The organism is Rothia aeria (assembly GCF_016726365.1).
Classification (GTDB): domain Bacteria; phylum Actinomycetota; class Actinomycetes; order Actinomycetales; family Micrococcaceae; genus Rothia; species Rothia aeria.
On record NZ_CP068102.1, the window covers coordinates 1,807,419 to 1,824,398 of the forward strand.

Consider the following 16,980-nt stretch of genomic DNA (forward strand, 5'->3'; position numbering starts at 1 on the left):
TGTGCCTTCAGCTTGGGTAATTGGATGGGGCAGATGGTGCTGGCCCGGTTTGGTGTACTGACGCTTCCCAGATGCGTTCTGCATATAGCAGGAAAAGGTGAGCCGCGGGTAAGCGTGAGATCAGAAAATAATAAGAAAATATGAGCTGCGATGCATAGCTAAAATAAAGGTTCTTCATGCCCCATGCATGGGATGGTATTTCAACCTATAAATATGAAGAACGAACAGAATATCACCGGCTCAAACACTCTCACCGAAGACACCCCCGCCCCGGCGGATAATACCCCCGGCGGCACCAAAACCGCAAAGAAAATGACCCGCCGCGTCCTCATCGGCGGCGGCATCGGCACCCTCGCCGTCGCGGGGGTCGGGGCTGGCTGGGCCTACAACCGGTACCTCGCCGAACACACCCAAATCGAAGACACCCTCGCCTACGAGGCAGCGCAGCAAAGTAAAAACAACCCATCCGGCGCCGCAGACCCCACCGAGCTCACCGGGGTGAGCATCACCGACAGCGGGCTCACCGCGCAGGAAGGCTCTATCACCCTCAAAAGCTACACCGAAGGCAGCGGCAATAACGCCGTCGTCTCGTTCACCGCCGAGGTAAAACTCAATAATGCCACGCTGCTGCGCTCCGCCTTCGCCAATAACAAATTCGGCCAGAACATTATCGACACCCCCTCCAATATTGCCGCGCAGCACAACGGTATCTGGGCCATAAACGGGGACTACTACGGGTTCCGTGACACCGGCATCGTCATCCGCAACGGCGTCACCTACCGCGATTCGCCCGCCCGTGAAGGGCTCGCCTTCTACCGGGACGGCAGCGTCAAACTCTACGACGAAACCAGCACCAACGCACAGGCGCTCATTGACTCCGGCGTGCTGAACACCCTCTCCTTCGGGCCTGCGCTCGTCAAAAACTCCGAGGTTATGAGCGGCATCGACCAGGTTGAGGTCGATACCAACTTCGGTAACCACTCCATCCAAGGCAACCAGCCACGCACCGGCGTGGGTGTGCTGGGAAACAACCACCTGCTGTTCATGGTCGTAGACGGCCGCTCCGACGGGTACTCGCGCGGGGTTACCATGCCCGAATTCGCCCAAATGTTCAAAGAACACGGATGCGAAACCGCCTACAACCTTGACGGCGGCGGCTCCTCAGTCATGGTTTTCAACGGGAAACTCGTCAATAAACCCCTAGGGGGCAGCAAAGAACGCGGCACCAGCGATATTCTCTACATTGCCGGGAGCGCCGCATGATAGTACTCATTCCAGCCTACAAACCCGACAACTCACTCACACGGCTAACACACCAGCTCACCGCCCACAGCGAGAACATCCAGGTGCTCGTAATTGACGACGGATCCGGCAGCGAATACACGCCGATCTTCACCGAACTCACGCTCACCGGGGCAACCGTTATCACCCACCCCATCAACCTGGGCAAAGGCGCAGCCATACGCACCGGCCTGAACTGGGCACGCATCTATCAGCCCCGGCAGGTAGTCGTCACCGCCGACGCGGACGGCCAACACCTGGTGCGGGATATCCTGCGGGTCGGCGCACACACAGCAACCCACGCTGACAGCGGCAAACACTCACTCGTGCTGGGGGTACGCACCCTCCCCGATAACACGGCCCAGGGGAGCGGCACAGTACCCGCGCGCTCAAAAGTGGGCAACGCCCTCACCATCGGGTTTTTCACCCTCGCCACCGGCACCCGGCTAGCAGACACCCAAACCGGGCTGCGCGGCTTCACCCCGCAGATGATCGAATGGGCGCTGAACATACCCGGGGACAAGTACGAGTACGAATTCACCATGCTGCTGCGGGCCACCCGTGCGGGAATCAACCTGGTGCAGGTGCCCATTGTGAAAGTGTATGAGCCCGGCAACCCCACCAGCCATTTCCGACCCGTGCGCGACTCGGCGCTCATATACGCGCCGCTCATTGGGTTCCTCGCCTCCTCGTTCGCAGGGTTCCTGATTGACGCGGCGGCACTTTTCACGCTCGTCGCACTCGGTACGCCCCTGCTGGTGGCCGTCATTGCCGCACGCATTATCTCGGCGCTGGCGAACTTCAGCGTGAACCGGCTAATGATGCGTGACGGGGCGGCCCGGCCCTCACCCGGGAACTCACTGATGCGGTACGCAACGCTGGCGGTGGGCATCCTCGCGGCAAACGCGGCCCTGCTGGAGGCGCTCATGACCCTTGGTGTGCACCTGGTGGCTGCCAAGGTACTCACCGAGGCCGTGCTGATTCCCGTGAGCTTCGCGGTGCAACGCCGCTGGGTGTTCCTGCCCACCCGCACGCCCCAGCGTGAAGAGCACACCGCGCCCGAGCTGCAACTAAGCAAACTCAGCGGTGCATCCGTCGAAGAAGAATATACGGGCAGGCGCTACTAGATTTTCAGGTGCACAGCGTGCGCGGGGTACCCGAACATTGCTACTCATCCACTCTACTCGCGGGTGGCCCCGGCAGGCTGGCACGAAACCCACCAGCTCAGGAGGTGATGCGTATACGGTGAACAGCACCGAGAGCGATACGCTCACTGGAGAACTTCATAGGGTATACAAACACATGCACGCGGTGTTCCCACGGCCCCGGAAGGGGGAGTGGGAACACCGCGTGCTCTGCTGCGCCCGCTACACAACGGGCAGTAAATAATTATGCGTACTGGCCGAAGAGGCGCACCGCGCCGCCATTGACCCCTTTAGCGCCCTGCACATAGTCGGGGCTGTCGGTATCGGGCTCGGTGGCGGCCACCACATCGCCCATGACCCAGGCGGGAACACCCCGGTCGTTAAGGCGGCGTGCGGCGGCCTCGGCAACTGACGGGTCCACAATAGCGACCATGCCCACACCCAGGTTCAGGGTGCGTTCCAGATCGGGCAGCGGCACGTTGCCGAGCGAACCGATCAGCGAGAAAATTGCCGGAATCTGCCAGCTGGAGCGGTCCACGCGGGCCTCCAAGCCCTGCGGCAGCACACGCGCCAGGTTCGCTGCTAAACCGCCGCCGGTCACGTGTGAGAACCCGCGAATACCGGTGCCGGTCTGCCCGTCGGGGCCATTGACGGGGAACGCCTGCGCCAGATCCAAACAGTCCGCAGTGTACACGCGGGTGGGTTCCAGCAGTTCCTCACCCAGGGTGCGCCCCAACTCGTCTACCTGACGTTCCAGGCCCCACCCCGCAACATTAATAACTTTACGAACCAGTGAATAACCATTTGAGTGGATGCCGGAAGAAGCCATACCAATGAGCACATCGCCCTCACGTACCCGCTCAGGGCCCAGCAGCTCGTCAGCCTCAACCACGCCCGTGGCGGCACCGGCAACATCGTACTCATTCGCGGCCAGCAAACCCGGATGCTCAGCCGTCTCGCCACCCACCAGGGCCGTACCCGCCACAGAACACGCCCCCGCAATACCGCGCACAATATCGGCAATACGCTCAGGAACCACCTTGCCCGTGGCAATATAGTCAGTCATAAACAACGGCTTCGCACCGCACACCACAATATCGTCCACAACCATACCCACCAGGTCATAACCGATCGTGTCATGCACATCAAGCGCCTGCGCAATAGCAACCTTCGTACCCACCCCGTCCGTGGAGGTCGCCAAGTACGGGCGGCGGTACTTCACCAGCTGCGAGGCATCATACAGGCCCGCGAACCCGCCTACGCCACCTACCACGGCGGAGGAGTGGGTGGCGCGAATCGCGTCTTTCATGAGCTCAACGGCGCGGTCGCCCGCCTCAACATCAACGCCCGCACTGGCGTAGGTGACGGCGGCGGTATTCTCAGTCATTCGGGTTAGTCCTTATCGGTAGCAGTTTTCGTGGCGGATGCCGGAACAAGATCATCGTCGGTCAGCAGAGCCTCAAGGTCCGCATCGGGCCCCGGATTGCACATCCCACCGGCTGGTGCGTGCTGACCCGGTGCTGGCTCACCCCCGCCCGCAGGTGCCGCTGGCAGCGGGCTGCTCTCAAACTTGTGCTCCAGCGAATCAGTGCCTGCGCGGGTCTCAATCGACACGGCCTCAGCGTGCTCAGGCTTAGTGGGGACGGGGCGCTCAACCGTCACCTCAGCAGCCATACCAGACAGCGGCCCACCCTTACTCTCTGAGGCGTCGAACAGGGACTTGCCGCGCCGTTCCTCGGCGGGAAGCTCAATCGGGTAGTTGCCGGTGAAGCACGCCGTGCACATGTTCCTCGTGGGCTGCTCGGTGGCGGCCATCATGCCATCCTGCGAAATGAAACCAAGCGAATCAGCCCCCAGGGACGCGGCAATCTCGTTGACCGAAAGCCCGTTCGCAATCAGCTCTGCGCGGGAGGCGAAATCAATACCGTAGAAGCAAGGCCATTTCACCGGCGGGGACGAGATACGCACATGCACCTCTTTCGCACCCGCCTCACGGAGCATCCGCACCAGGGCGCGCTGGGTGTTGCCGCGCACAATCGAATCATCAATCACGATCAGGCGTTTGCCCGCCACCACAGACTTGAGCGGGTTCAGCTTGAGCCGAATACCCAGCTGGCGGATAGTCTGCGATGGCTGGATGAAGGTGCGCCCCACATAGGCGTTCTTCACCAGGCCATTGCCGAAGGGGATGCCGGACTGCTCCGCGTAACCGATCGCGGCGGGCACACCGGACTCGGGGGTGGGCATCACCAGGTCAGCCTCGACCGGGTGCTCACGCGCCAGCTGCCGCCCCATCTCCACACGGGACTCATACACTGAACGCCCCGAAATGGTCGTATCAGGCCGGGCCAGGTACACAAACTCAAACACGCACCCGGCGGGCTGGGCGGGTGCAAACCGCTGCGACCGCAGCCCGTCCTCATCAATGATGATAAGCTCGCCCGGCTCTACCTCACGCACGAAAGAAGCACCCACAATATCGAGCGCCGCCGTCTCGGAGGCCACCACCCAGCCCCGCTCCAAACGCCCCAGCACCAGCGGCCGCACACCCTGCGGGTCACGGGCCGCGTACAGGGTGGTTTCGTCCATGAACGTGAGGCAGAACGCCCCGCGCAGGGTGGGCAGCAGATCAAGCACCGCCTCCTCCAGCGAGGCAAAATCGTGCTCAGCTAAGAGCGCGGTCACCAGGGCGGTATCGGTGGTGTTGCCCTGCGCCAGCTCGCCAAACGCCGGAGGTTTACCGCCGTTCTTCGCCAGCAGCCGGTCGTAGAGGTCAGCCGAGTTCGTGAGGTTGCCGTTGTGCGCTAGGCAGAGCGTGCCGTGCGGGGTGGTGCCCAGCGTCGGCTGCGCATTCGCCCAGTGGGATGCACCCGTGGTGGAGTAGCGCGCGTGGCCGATAGCGTGATCGCCGGGCATGGAGCTGAGCGTTGCCTCGTCAAAGACCTGGGAGACCAGCCCCATATCCTTATACACGCTAATGCGCTTGCCGTTACTGGTTGCTATACCGGCTGATTCCTGGCCGCGGTGCTGAATCGCGTACAGGCCGTAGTAGGTGAGCTTTGCCACGTCTTCACCGGGTGCCCAGACGCCAAATACGCCGCAGGCGTCCTTGGGTCCATGATCAACCGGATCCAGATCGTGAGTGAGTTTTCCGTCGGGGCGAATCAATTCACTTCTTTTCGACGTCGGGACTGTGGGAACGCCTTAACCAGCCTTCGCGTGTGATGCTAAAAATTTTGCCAGATTAAGACGCACAACCAGTCTACCCCCTCCAACAGAAAAAAGTGGTGCGGTATACGAATATTTCTCACAGGCTGGCTGCTCTTAGTCTTCAGGCTCGACGCGGGCAATACGGGCTTTCTTCACCGACCGGCGGTCAAGCCACAGCCCCAAAAGCGCCCCCAGGGCCGTACCCACGGCACCAAAAATGACGGCGATCACCCCGAACACCGCCTCAAACGTGTAGGAGGGATTACCCGGGCCGAACCACACCGAAACAAACGCCACAATAAGCCCCACGACCAGGCCCAGAATCATAAACGCCGGAATGGACGGGGCACGGCGGATACGCACCTGCGAGTACTCGACCTCGGTCTCGGGGGATGCTTCAGGCACAGGGGCGGGGGAATGCCCCGAAGAATCAGGGTGGGAATTAGAAGGTGTGTGTGCGCTACTCATATCTTCAAGTCTAGCTTTTGGGCTGTGCCCTGCCTAGCGGCTCCCTCAACGGCGGGAGCTCGGAAAACGCAGCTTAAGGCGTATTACCTGCCCCTAAGGCGTGGGCGATACACCATAAGCTGCGTTATTCAGGCAGTTGGTGCCTAGAATCGGGCGCCTAGAATAACGGGAAATAGCGGGAAATATCAGACCGCTCACCGCTTGCGCTCAGCTGGGCTGACCCCAACGCATCAGCCCACCCCAGCACCCCAAGCGCGAGCGCACACCACACGAAAGCGGACGCCTCAACCACACTCGGCGGGGTGCCGCGCGTATGCCGCGGGCCAGCCACGCACTGGGTCACCCCATACGGGGGCACCCGCACCTCAACACTATTGCCGGGGGCTAAAGTGCCCAGCTCCTCCAGGCTGTACCGCACAGCGGTGGCGCGCACCCCACGCGGCAGGGACGCGAACAACCGTTCCATCTCTTCCCGGTTCTGCCCGCCCGTCAGCGGTGTGCCTGCCTCAAAAACGCCGCGTACAGTGGCCAGCGCAGCCGCCCCGTCAGCCTCCGACACTTTACGCCGTATCGCCACTAACGCCTGCCTTTCTTGCCGTTCCTGCGGCCCTTGAGCGCATGACGCACGGGCCTGCCGTTGACGCCCCGACCGGGTGCGGCCCCCGCAGAACCGCCAGCGGCCCCGGATGTTTGGGTGCCGTCTGCCTCCTTGCCGGTGGCTGTGCTGTCGGCTCCATCTGGCTCACCCGGTGTTTTCTCACGCTGCGTTGTCTCTTCGTGTGCTTTTTCCTCATGCACCGTGAGGCAGGCCCCGTCTGAGCCGTGCCGTGCCGCCACCGCCGGCGCCACCCCAGCCAGTACCGCCGCAAGATCCGTGCCAGGCACCAGCTCCCCCACAGTACGCGGCTGCCCGTCTTCAACACCGCCGGTAATGGGGCGAAGCACCGCAGTCAGCAGGCTATCCACCGTCGTCTGCGTCAAAAACCCTGCCGCCTGCAGCGCCCGCAGCGCCACCAGGTGCGTGGCGCGGGATGACCCGTCAGAAATCTTCACCACGGCGCTCGCCCCCGAGCGCAGGCCAACGCACAGCATCCCCTCCGCGCCGCTTTTCACCACAGCGTCCAGCCGTTCACTCACCACCGTGTCGGGGGAGTCTGGGCCCTGAATCAGCTCGGGGTAATCCACCATCGCGGTTGCTACGGTTGAGGCGCGCGCATCCGCCTCCATATTGCGGATCGCCGTGCCCAGGGTTGCGTAGGCGCGGGCCAAACCCACCGGTGATAACGCGAACACGGGCGCGCCGCACCCGTCGACGCTGGCGTGCGCAACCTGCTCGCCGGTGAACGCCTCCACCTCTTCAACGATCATGCGCTGCAGCGGGTGCTGGGGGTCAAGATAAGTGTCGATGCTCCACAGTGCCGCATCCGGCTCAAGCTCGCCGCGTTCACTTTTGGCCGCGCACGCCCACAAGAACGCGGCGTGTTTGCCGGAGCACTCGAACGCGAGCGGTGTTTTTGCCAGCCCCGCCTGGAGCATGGTGGCGCGCGTGCCCGAGTCGGTGGGGTACACGGCGGGGCACTGGAGCGCGTCGGCGCTGAGCCCGGCTGCCGCCAGCGCCTCCTGTACCGCGCGCATCTGCTCGAAAGTGCCCCGGTGCGATGCGCACGCGATCGCCACCTGCGCCCCGCGCAGCGGCGCCCCGGCTTTGAGCGCCCCAATGGCCTGGAACGGTTTGAGAGTGGAGCGCGCGAAGATGGGGCGGTGGGCGTCTCCGAGGGCGAGGATAACATCGCCGCCGGGGGAGAGCACCACCACGGTGCCGCGGTGGCGGGATTCGATCATGCCGCCGCGGGTGGCAACCGCCAGCTCGGCGTCGCGTACGGGGGTGGCGGCCTCTGCGATGTGTGCGCTATTCATACACCCTATTAAAAGGGTTTTGCAGGCTTCAGGGCGCATTATTCGCCTCGGGCGTGGCGCGGGGAGTTCGAGTGGGGCGGATAGGCGGCTACATGAGCGCGGTGACGGCAGCCGTGCCGCCAAAAATAATGCCGGGCGCATTTGCAATCACGATGGGCCAGTCTTTCTTCTCGCGCCACAAACCGTATGCCACCCACAGCGTGCAGTTAATGCCGGCAACGAGCGGCTGAATCCAGTCGCCCTTATGACCATTGATATTGCCGATAATTTGCGGGAAGTAGAAGACGTACATGAGCACCGCGGTTACGGATGCTACGCGCGCTAGGATCGGGAAAAATCTGGCGTGAATATCCGATTCTTTATGCGTCTCTTGGGTGGGGGTCTGAGTGCTGGAATTTTGTGCGCTCATGAGGGTCCTTTCGTCTGTGTAGTATGCCCTGCGATGCGCCCAACCCAGTAGATGCAGACCGTATTCACAAGACAATTTAGCCTACTCCCGCCCCTGGAATGACGCAAAATGCAGGCCACGGCGGCGGCCCTAAACTATCCTGCTAAAAAGAGCCTTTATACGAAAAAAGCGTTAAAAACACCGCTTTATTCACATAAAGGCTCTTTTTTACGGCCTGAGGGATAGGCACCCCACGATACAGAAGAGCGCCGAAACCCCCGCCCAGGTCGCATACGACACGGTACCCTTATGTACATGAAGGTTTTGGTACTGGGCCCCGGCGGCCGCGAACACGCAATTATCCGTGCGCTTGCGCGCGATCCACAGGTAACCGAAGTTCACAGCGCACCCGGCAACGCGGGCATCGCTCAGGACGTTCCGGTACACGCCATCGATGCCAATAACCCCGAGCAGGCTGTTACGCTCGCCCGCGAGCTCGCCGCAGACCTGGTGGTTATTGGCCCTGAGGCACCTCTAGTCGCCGGTGTTTCCGACGCCTTGCGCGAGGCGGGCTTCGCGGTCTTCGGACCCTCCGCGGCTGCGGCACAGCTTGAGGGGTCCAAGGCATTCGCCAAGCAGGTGATGGAGGAGGCGAACGTGCCGACCGCCCGCGCCTTCGTCGCCACGACCGAGGCCGAAGCGGCGCAAGCCCTTGATGAATTCGGCGCCCCCTATGTGGTGAAAGACGACGGGCTCGCCGCGGGTAAGGGCGTGGTTGTCACCGAGAACCGGGATGCCGCCTTAGAGCATGCGAACGCCTGCTTTGCCGCCGGCGGTTCCGTGGTGATCGAAGAATTCTTGGACGGTCCCGAAGTGTCGCTCTTCGTCATCAGCGACGGAAAGAACGTGCTCCCGCTGTCTCCCGCGCAGGATTTCAAGCGCATCTTTGACAACGATAAAGGCCCAAACACCGGCGGGATGGGCGCCTACACCCCACTTGACTGGCTGCCTGAAGGATTTGTGGGCGAAGTGATCGAAAAGATCGCCCGCCCCACCATCACGCGCATGGCAGAACGCGGCACCCCGTTCGTAGGTGTACTCTTCTGCGGGCTCACCGTTACCAGCCGCGGCGTGCGCGTCATCGAATTCAACGCTCGCTTTGGTGACCCCGAAACCCAGGCGGTGCTGGCACGCCTGCGCACCCCGCTCGGGCAGCTGCTCCTCGCGGCATCCCGCGGCGAGATCGCCGAAGACACCCACCTGGAATGGGATCCCCGCACCGCCGTAGATGTGGTCATGGCGGCAGAAAACTACCCGGGAACCCCGCGTAAGGGCGATGCGATCGCGGGGCTTGAGAACGCATCCAACGTGCCCGGTGTGCATGTGGTGCACGCCGGAACCGCCGTCGCGGGCGAAGAGATTGTGACAGCGGGCGGGCGCGTGCTCGCCGTTGTCGCGCTTGGTGATACCCTTGCCCAGGCTCGCGATGCCGCCTACGAAGGGGTACACGCTATCACCTGGGAAGGCGCACAATACCGCACCGATATCGCTCTGAAAGCCGTGCAGGGGGCGATTACCGTGCCCGAACTTCGCGACTAACGCGGCGGGGGCATCCGCGGCATCTGGTGCGGCATCCTATTCGATGCTCCCGACCGGGCGCTACCCCGCCCGCCAGAAGGTGACCGGCAACGCACCCAAACGCCGGTCACCTCATTCTTTAAGAGTGCCACCTCACCCTCAGAACCCGTGAGGGCGTACTATTGCACGCCGGGGCATCATATCGGGTATGTTAAAAAGTACACAGCTCTTCAACCACCGCAGAACACATCTCAGGAGATGCCCATGACCTCCCGCACCGCCCCCATTGAGATTCCAGGTTGGACTCACGTCTACTCCGGTAAAGTCCGTGACCTGTATGTTCCCGAAGAAAGCCGTTACGACGCTGCCGGGCTAACTATCAGCGACGACGCTGAGGTACGCGCAGGCTCCGTCATGGTGGTCGCCTCCGACCGCATTAGTGCTTTCGATAAGATCCTTCCCACCGAAATCCCCGACAAAGGCGCGGTTCTGACGCAGCTTTCCCTATGGTGGTTTAAACAGCTGGGGGACGTGCCAAACCACGTGCTTTCCACGGACGTGCCGGACGAAGTGGCGGGGCGAGCCATGATCTGCAAGTCGCTGAATATGTTCCCGGTGGAGTGCATTGCCCGCGGGTACCTGACGGGGTCGGGGCTGGAGACATACCGTGAGAACGGCACCATTGCGGGGATTGAGCTTCCCGCTGGGCTGGTGAACGGCTCCCGCCTGCAGCCGCCAATCTTCACCCCCACCGGCAAGGCTGAGGTGGGCGAACACGACGAGATGGTCACCCGCCAAGAACTGTGGGAAGAAGTGGGGGAGGCCGTGGCCGAGCGGCTTGAAGAGCTGACCCTGTACATTTACACCACCGCCGAAAAGATCGCCCGCGAGCAGGGCATTATCCTTGCGGATACCAAAGTTGAGTTCGGCACCGACTCATACCGCGGCGAAATCACCCTCGGCGATGAGCTGCTCACCCCCGACTCCTCACGGTTCTGGGACGCGAGCGAATATGAGCCAGGCAAATCCCAGCCGAGCTTCGATAAACAGTATGTGCGCGACTGGCTGCGCTCGCCGGAGGCAGGCTGGGACGGCTCCGATAATGTGCCTCACCTGCCCGAGGCTGTGGTGGAGAAAACCCGCGCCCGCTACATTGAAGCCTACGAGCGGCTAACCGGCACGAAGTTTTAATCTTCCCCCATATTGAGACACCCTTCCGGTGGCGGGCCATGCGCCCCACCGCGGAGGGTGTCTTTTTTCAGAATATAACCAAAATAATGCGGTATTTAGGAAAAATTTTCCCAGAAAAGCCTTTATACCGAACGTGTTAGCCAAATCCCCAGCCACACCTATGCTTTTCCTCCTATCCGCCCTTGGGCTGATAGAAGAGTCAAAAGCCCAAGGGTAAAAGTTTTAGCTCACCGAAACAATACGCCGGGTGGCTTCCGCTTTTATAAAGAATAGGTACAGTGGTTTTAAGACAATGAGGTGCGTACCCTCAACGTACGATAGTGAGGAGGGTAGCCACGGTGGCTACCGGTGAACATCGTCAAAGGAACAGTAGGACCATGCGAACAGGTAAACGCTCACTGCTGGCGGCTGCCGCGCTCATGCTTGCTTTGAGCGGGTGCGGCGGGATAGATAGCGGGCAGGCGGGTGCCACACAGCAGGAGGGAACCTCAGGGGATGAGCAGGCTGTGCTTGAGTACCTGAGCGGCCCCGCAGAGATTAATACGGCGCTTCAGAAGGCGGGCGCGCAGTGCATGCGTGAGGCCGGTTTCACCTCTGGCGGGTGGGAGGCGCGGCTGCGGGCGCATGAGAGTATTTCCGAAATCAGTGGCCGTTTCGAGAGTGAAGAAGACGCGAAGTTCCGCGGCTACTCCACCACCCTGTGGATCCCCGAAACCTACCCGACCCTCAGCTACCTCTCGTCGGCGCAGCGGCAGGCCATGTACGGTTCCCGCCCGCAGCTGGATTCCAGGAACCTGCGCCCGCAAAAGTACGACTGGGGCAAATCGACGGCCCCCTCCGCCCCGAACCTGTTCACCCCCATTGCGGTCACCGCCGACCCGGCTGAGTACGGGTGCAAAGGTATAGCCATCCAGAAAGTATTCGGTTCCTTAGAGAACTACGCCACCTATGAGGCGCTGTACCCCGAGCTGAGGCAGCTGGGCGCGCGTTCAGCCGAGGCGGCCCGCAAAGTGCACGATGAGAACCGGGGCGCCTACCAGCAGTGCCTAGAGGACGCTGGTTTTAATAATGTGGGCGCGCCGCCGCTGGTGGCTGAGCGGGCTGAGGCGATCGCCGGGCTGTACCGGGGTGAAGGTGTTCTCACCAACGCGAAAGAGCAGCAGCTGGCCGCCGCAGACTACGCGTGCGATAAGAAGCTGCACTATTTCGAGAAGCTTGACCAGGCGGTGCTATCAGCTAACCGCGAGTGGGTGCAGCAGAATGCGGGGCGCATCCAGCAGGTGAAGCGGATACGTGATGAGGCCACCGCTCGCGCTAAAACCATGTAAAACCGTTCCGGGGCTGTGCACCGGGTATGGCCGGGCGTGTGGCGTTGCGGAGGCGTCGGCGTGGGTTAGAATGGGTGATGCTCGGGTGGCAGACGGGCAATACAGCACAAGACCGTGTACGCCGTGTATCCCAGTCGTGTGGCTGCGGGCCCCGCCCACCTGTGGAGGCGACGGGCAGCAGCATATTGGGCACGGCGTGCGGTGACGGAAAGAACCTACCAGGGAGAAGAATGTCCACACCCACCAATGAGGCGCGCCCCGATACCACGAACGTACCCGTCCCTTGGGCGGGTAAACGCCGCTATTTCGACCTGCTGCTGGGCGCATCCTGCGTGATTCTGATTATTTCGAATATTGCGGCCACGAAGAGTATTGAGTTCGGGCCGCTGCCGTTCGAGTTCCCGCCGTTCACGAACGGCAACTTCATCCCCAGTGACGGCGGTTTCTTCCTGTACCCGCTGGCCTATGTACTCGGCGACGTGCTCTCTGAGGTGTACGGGTTTAAGCGCGCTCGCCGGGCTATTATCGCCTCGTTTGTGGCAGCGGCGTTTGCTGCCGGGTGCTTCCTGCTGACCGTCGCCCTGCCGCCCGCCAGCTACTATGCGAACCAAGAGGCGTTCGCCATTATTCTTGGTCCCGTATGGCAGATTTTTGCCGGGTCGCTGCTGGGATATTTGACGGGTCAGCTTCTGAACGCGTGGGTGATGGTCGCCATGAAGAAGGCCACCTCCGGGCGGTTTATGTGGGCGCGTATGATCGCCTCAACCCTTGTGGGCGAGTTGGCGGACACCATTATTTTCTGTGCGATTGCCTCACCTATTCTGGGGATTACCACCCTGGATCAGTTCATTAGCTACACCCTGGTCGGGTACGTGTATAAGTGCCTGGTTGAGATTGTGCTCATGCCTATCAGCTACCCGGTGATTGGCTGGTTCAAACGCCACGAAGTCGAGTACAAGAGCTAAAACGTCATACGGGGCGTCTAACATACGGCGGGGTGGAGGATTGCGTATTCTCCACCCCGGCTGCTTTTAAAATTCTGTACCGCCAAAGAGGCCCTGCCGCGGGACGGCTGCACCAGGCAGCAGGCCGAAGCCCCCACCCCATGTTTCACATATTGAGATTTTAGGGGTCGGATGCGTGAAAACCCCACCCAAAACCCGGTAAACCCGCCTGTGCCCCTGCCAGCGGGTTTGCGCCTGCCCCCGCAGAGAGTAATAGTTATTCAGTACCCTGCGCACACTCAATGCGTGAGGTGCCGCACCAAGAACCCACCGAAAGAAACCTATGAGCACCGCAGAACAGGGCCCCGTGAAGCCTGCTGATAACCCCGCAACCGGCGACGGTGAACTGAAACGTTCCCTCTCGCACGGTCAGATGACCATGATCGCGATGGGTCTCGCCCTGGGGACCGGCCTTTTTCTGGGCTCTGGTTCCGCCATCAAAATTGCGGGACCCGGTGCTATTATCGCCTACGCTGTTGGCTCCATGATCGCCGCTATTATCGCGGCGTGTGCGGGTGAAATGGCGGTTCGCCACCCCGTTCCCGGCGGGTTCGGCACCATCGCCACCAGATACCTCAGCCCCTACGCCGGGTATATTGGCCGCTGGGCGTACTGGGCAACAACCGTGCCGCTGACCGGCGCCGAACTCGTGGCGGTCGGCAAATATTTCTCGTACTGGTTCCCCGATATCCCGCTGTGGGTGACGGTGGCGGCCTCCGGCATCCTGATTCTCATCCTGAACCTGGTGAGCGTTAAATCCTTCGGCGCCCTCGAGTTTTTCCTCTCCTCCATTAAAGTAATTGCGGTTATCGTCTTTATTGTGCTGGGGCTGCTTCTTGTGTTCGTCGGTCTGCCCGGGCACGCTGCGGCGGGCACCGCAAACCTCGTGAACGACGGCGGGCTGCTCCCCAACGGAGTCGGCGCCGTCTGGGTTTCGATGGCAATTGTGATGTTCTCCTTCGGCGGCGTTGAAATGCTTTCCATCTCCGCCGCAGAAGCGAGGAACCCGGTGCGTTCGGTGCGCACCAGTGTTAAAGCCATGATCTGGCGGCTCTCCAGCTTCTACGTGCTCTCAATGCTGATCATTCTGTGCCTGATGCCCTGGCAGCAGGCGGCGCAAACCGGCAAAGACATCGGCCAGTCACCCTTCGTGATGGTGTTCTCTGAACTGGGTATTCCCTATGCGGCAGACATTACCAACTTCGTGATTCTGATCGCCGCGCTTTCGGGCGCGAACGCCTCGCTGTATGCGGCAACCCGCCTGCTCCACGCGCTCGCGGGCGATAAAATGGCACCCACGTTTGCGGGCACCACGAACCATAATGGTGTGCCCGTCACCGCACTTATGCTTTCCTTCCTGGGTGTGGTGGTCGCATCTGTTATGGCGGTGGCAGAAATCAGTAATATTTTCGAGCTGCTAATGGCCCTGGTCACCCTGTGCATTCTGGTGGTATGGATCATGATTCTGCTGACCTACCAGGCGTACAAGAAGCACCAGGGGAACTCCTCAGGGTTCACCGTCTGGGGTGGGCGCATCACGGCGGGTGTGGGGCTTGCCGGGGTGCTTGCAACCTTGGTTGCCCTGTTCATGCTTCCCGATTCGAGCGCCGTAGTATCCGTGCAGGTGGGTGTGGTGTTCTTCGCCATTATCTCCATTTTCTACGTGGTGCTGGCGAAAAAACGCGGCGGTTTCCCACGGGCCGACCTGGAGGCATTTACCGAACCGCAGAAAGAAGACGCGTAGCCTGTTGAGCTATAACCGCGGGCAGAGGATATTTCATCCTCTGCCCGCCGGTGTAGTAATGGCGGCGGGTGTACTACCCTAGAAACACAAACACGCTCATCATAGTTCCCCAGCATCTCGTGGAAGGCTAACCCCATGACTGACTCCGACCCTCAACACTCCGCATCACCCAGAACCGGTGCCGAGCACCCGCACAAACGCCCCGACCGTGCCGAACTCAAGCGCTCCCTCTCACACGGGCAGATGACCATGATCGTCATGGGCTCGGCGCTTGGCACCGGCCTGTTCCTGGGGTCCGGGCGGGCAATCGCCATGGCCGGGCCAGCCGTTATTCTCGCGTATGCTATCGGTTCGGCGCTGGCTTCCGTCATAGGCGCGGCCACTGGCGAGATGGCGGTGCGTTACCCGGTGCGAGGCGGTTTCGGCGCCATCGCCACCAGGTACCTTGGCCCGTACGCCGGTTTTCTGACGCGGGTGGCCTACTGGACGGCGACCGTGGTCATTACCGGCGTGGAGCTGGTGTCTGTGGCCACCTACCTGAATTACTGGTGGCCGCAGCTGCCCCTGTGGGCGGGCATCGCGGTATTCGGTGTCGCAATTATTATTCTGAACATTACGAGCGTGAAATCCTTTGGTACGCTCGAATTTTTCCTCTCGTCCATTAAAGTTATTTCGGTGATCGCCTTTATTCTGGTGGGCCTGTGCCTAGTGTTCTTCGGGCTTCCCGGGCATGCGGCGGCTGGCACCGCCAACCTTTTCAACGACGGCGGGTTCATGCCCCACGGGTTCGGTTCGGTCTGGCTTTCACTGGCGGTCGTGATGTTCTCCTTCGGCGGTATTGAGATGATCTCTATCTCCGCCGCAGAAGCCAAGGACCCCGCCCGGTCAGTGCGTTCCAGTGCGAAGGCTATGATGATTCGCCTGGCAACGTTCTACGTGCTGGCGCTGTTTATTGTGGTGTCGATTATTCCGTGGCGTTCGGCGGGTGAGCTGGGGGAGAAAGTCGAAACCTCCCCGTTCGTTCTGGTTTTTGACCAGTTGGGCATTACGGGCGCGGCGCATTTCGTGAACTTTGTGGTGCTCATTGCGGCACTGTCCTCGGCAAACGCTAACCTGTATGCCGGTGCCCGCCTGATGCACTCGCTGGCAACCGACCGTATGGCGCCCCGTGCGCTGGCTGCGGTGAACGCCTCCGGAGTGCCTTCGCGTGCCGTATGGGTTTCCACCAGCGGCGTTGTCATCGCTATTCTGCTGGCGCTATTCAGCCCGCAAGAGGCGTTCCTCTCCATGATCTTCCTGATTATGGTGTGTGCGCTCACCGTGTGGGTGCTGATTCTGCTCGCGTACATTGTGTACCGGCGGGTTGAGGGCAAAAGCTCAACGTTCCGCCTGTGGGGCGGGCGCGTTACGGCGGGCGCGGGCATCATGGTTCTTTTCACCGTGTGGGTTGCCCTGTTCATGGTGCGCGGCTCGCTTGTCCCCGCGATTGTGGGCGTGGGGTACTTCCTGGTTCTGACGATTGTGTACTTCGCGCGGGTCAAGCACACGCTCACCGTGGATGAGGACGCGTTCACCCAGGCGCAGCAGGCTTCCGCCGAGCACACTGCGGCCCTTGACGAGGAAGCTGAGGCCCTTAAAACCTCCGCTGAGGCTGGGCACTAGAGCACAGGAAACCAGGCGCCCGAACAACGGGCAGCCTACCTGCCTCCGGCACGGTTGCGGTTAT

At 61.5% G+C, this 16,980-nt stretch carries 14 protein-coding genes; 8 read left to right on the forward strand and 6 right to left on the reverse strand.

Features of this window, described 5'->3' with window-relative positions:
• The first annotated feature begins 312 nt into the window (after positions 1-312).
• Together I6I94_RS07835 and I6I94_RS07840 are read left to right on the forward strand one after the other, a co-directional pair.
• On the forward strand, positions 313-1,263 hold the full coding sequence (locus tag I6I94_RS07835; RefSeq protein ID WP_279744557.1) for a phosphodiester glycosidase family protein: 951 nt from the start codon (positions 313-315) through the stop codon (positions 1,261-1,263).
• A complete protein-coding gene (locus I6I94_RS07840) occupies positions 1,260-2,408 on the forward strand; it encodes a GtrA family protein (RefSeq protein ID WP_128087090.1) in 1,149 nt (382 codons plus the stop codon). The genes I6I94_RS07835 and I6I94_RS07840 overlap by 4 nt, the downstream gene beginning before the upstream one ends.
• Before the next feature lie 262 nt (positions 2,409-2,670).
• On the opposite strand, the gene purM is transcribed toward I6I94_RS07840, so the two are convergent.
• From purM to I6I94_RS11475, 6 genes are all read right to left on the reverse strand, one after another.
• Complete coding sequence (gene purM, locus I6I94_RS07845) at positions 2,671-3,813, reverse strand: phosphoribosylformylglycinamidine cyclo-ligase (protein WP_126500566.1); 1,143 nt, start codon at positions 3,811-3,813, stop codon at positions 2,671-2,673.
• A gap of 5 nt (positions 3,814-3,818) precedes the next feature.
• On the reverse strand, positions 3,819-5,594 hold the full coding sequence (purF, locus tag I6I94_RS07850; RefSeq protein WP_006887660.1) for an amidophosphoribosyltransferase: 1,776 nt from the start codon (positions 5,592-5,594) through the stop codon (positions 3,819-3,821).
• A 156-nt stretch (positions 5,595-5,750) separates the two neighbouring features.
• On the reverse strand, positions 5,751-6,104 hold the full coding sequence (locus I6I94_RS07855; protein WP_201620582.1) for a hypothetical protein: 354 nt from the start codon (positions 6,102-6,104) through the stop codon (positions 5,751-5,753).
• A 157-nt stretch (positions 6,105-6,261) separates the two neighbouring features.
• On the reverse strand, positions 6,262-6,681 hold the full coding sequence (locus I6I94_RS07860) for a sterol carrier family protein (RefSeq protein ID WP_037236922.1): 420 nt from the start codon (positions 6,679-6,681) through the stop codon (positions 6,262-6,264).
• Positions 6,681-8,021 carry an asparaginase gene (locus tag I6I94_RS07865; RefSeq protein WP_128087089.1) on the reverse strand — a complete coding sequence of 447 codons (1,341 nt, stop codon included), beginning with the start codon at positions 8,019-8,021 and terminating at the stop codon, positions 6,681-6,683. The genes I6I94_RS07860 and I6I94_RS07865 overlap by 1 nt, the downstream gene beginning before the upstream one ends.
• A gap of 88 nt (positions 8,022-8,109) precedes the next feature.
• Complete coding sequence (locus I6I94_RS11475; RefSeq protein WP_128087088.1) at positions 8,110-8,430, reverse strand: PQ-loop repeat-containing protein; 321 nt, start codon at positions 8,428-8,430, stop codon at positions 8,110-8,112.
• Between the two features lie 294 nt (positions 8,431-8,724).
• Here I6I94_RS11475 and purD point away from each other — a divergent pair, with 294 nt between their 5' ends.
• From purD to I6I94_RS07900, 6 genes are all read left to right on the forward strand, one after another.
• Positions 8,725-10,008 (forward strand): phosphoribosylamine--glycine ligase, encoded by a 1,284-nt coding sequence (gene purD, locus I6I94_RS07875; RefSeq protein ID WP_128087087.1) that lies wholly within the window; start codon positions 8,725-8,727, stop codon positions 10,006-10,008.
• A 243-nt stretch (positions 10,009-10,251) separates the two neighbouring features.
• Positions 10,252-11,178 (forward strand): phosphoribosylaminoimidazolesuccinocarboxamide synthase, encoded by a 927-nt coding sequence (locus I6I94_RS07880; RefSeq protein WP_006887624.1) that lies wholly within the window; start codon positions 10,252-10,254, stop codon positions 11,176-11,178.
• Positions 11,179-11,555: 377 nt separating this feature from the next.
• Positions 11,556-12,506 (forward strand): hypothetical protein, encoded by a 951-nt coding sequence (locus I6I94_RS07885; RefSeq protein ID WP_128087086.1) that lies wholly within the window; start codon positions 11,556-11,558, stop codon positions 12,504-12,506.
• A 230-nt stretch (positions 12,507-12,736) separates the two neighbouring features.
• Positions 12,737-13,471 (forward strand): queuosine precursor transporter, encoded by a 735-nt coding sequence (locus I6I94_RS07890; RefSeq protein WP_037236931.1) that lies wholly within the window; start codon positions 12,737-12,739, stop codon positions 13,469-13,471.
• Positions 13,472-13,793: 322 nt separating this feature from the next.
• A complete protein-coding gene (locus I6I94_RS07895; protein WP_236588843.1) occupies positions 13,794-15,254 on the forward strand; it encodes an amino acid permease in 1,461 nt (486 codons plus the stop codon).
• A gap of 135 nt (positions 15,255-15,389) precedes the next feature.
• Positions 15,390-16,916, forward strand: coding sequence for an amino acid permease (locus I6I94_RS07900; RefSeq protein WP_128087085.1), 1,527 nt, complete (start codon positions 15,390-15,392; stop codon positions 16,914-16,916).
• The last annotated feature ends 64 nt before the right edge of the window (positions 16,917-16,980 follow it).

Excerpts from the sequence above, each read along its gene's own strand:
- I6I94_RS07835 (WP_279744557.1), top strand. The coding sequence starts at position 313 with ATGACCCGCCGCGTCCTCATCGGCGGCGGCATCGGCACCCTCGCCGTC.
- I6I94_RS07840 (WP_128087090.1), top strand. The coding sequence starts at position 1,260 with ATGATAGTACTCATTCCAGCCTACAAACCCGACAACTCACTCACACGG.
- purM (WP_126500566.1), bottom strand. The coding sequence starts at position 3,813 with ATGACTGAGAATACCGCCGCCGTCACCTACGCCAGTGCGGGCGTTGAT.
- I6I94_RS07855 (WP_201620582.1), bottom strand. The coding sequence starts at position 6,104 with ATGAGTAGCGCACACACACCTTCTAATTCCCACCCTGATTCTTCGGGG.
- I6I94_RS07865 (WP_128087089.1), bottom strand. The coding sequence starts at position 8,021 with ATGAATAGCGCACACATCGCAGAGGCCGCCACCCCCGTACGCGACGCC.
- I6I94_RS11475 (WP_128087088.1), bottom strand. The coding sequence starts at position 8,430 with ATGAGCGCACAAAATTCCAGCACTCAGACCCCCACCCAAGAGACGCAT.
- purD (WP_128087087.1), top strand. The coding sequence starts at position 8,725 with ATGAAGGTTTTGGTACTGGGCCCCGGCGGCCGCGAACACGCAATTATC.
- I6I94_RS07880 (WP_006887624.1), top strand. The coding sequence starts at position 10,252 with ATGACCTCCCGCACCGCCCCCATTGAGATTCCAGGTTGGACTCACGTC.
- I6I94_RS07885 (WP_128087086.1), top strand. The coding sequence starts at position 11,556 with ATGCGAACAGGTAAACGCTCACTGCTGGCGGCTGCCGCGCTCATGCTT.
- I6I94_RS07890 (WP_037236931.1), top strand. The coding sequence starts at position 12,737 with ATGTCCACACCCACCAATGAGGCGCGCCCCGATACCACGAACGTACCC.
- I6I94_RS07895 (WP_236588843.1), top strand. The coding sequence starts at position 13,794 with ATGAGCACCGCAGAACAGGGCCCCGTGAAGCCTGCTGATAACCCCGCA.
- I6I94_RS07900 (WP_128087085.1), top strand. The coding sequence starts at position 15,390 with ATGACTGACTCCGACCCTCAACACTCCGCATCACCCAGAACCGGTGCC.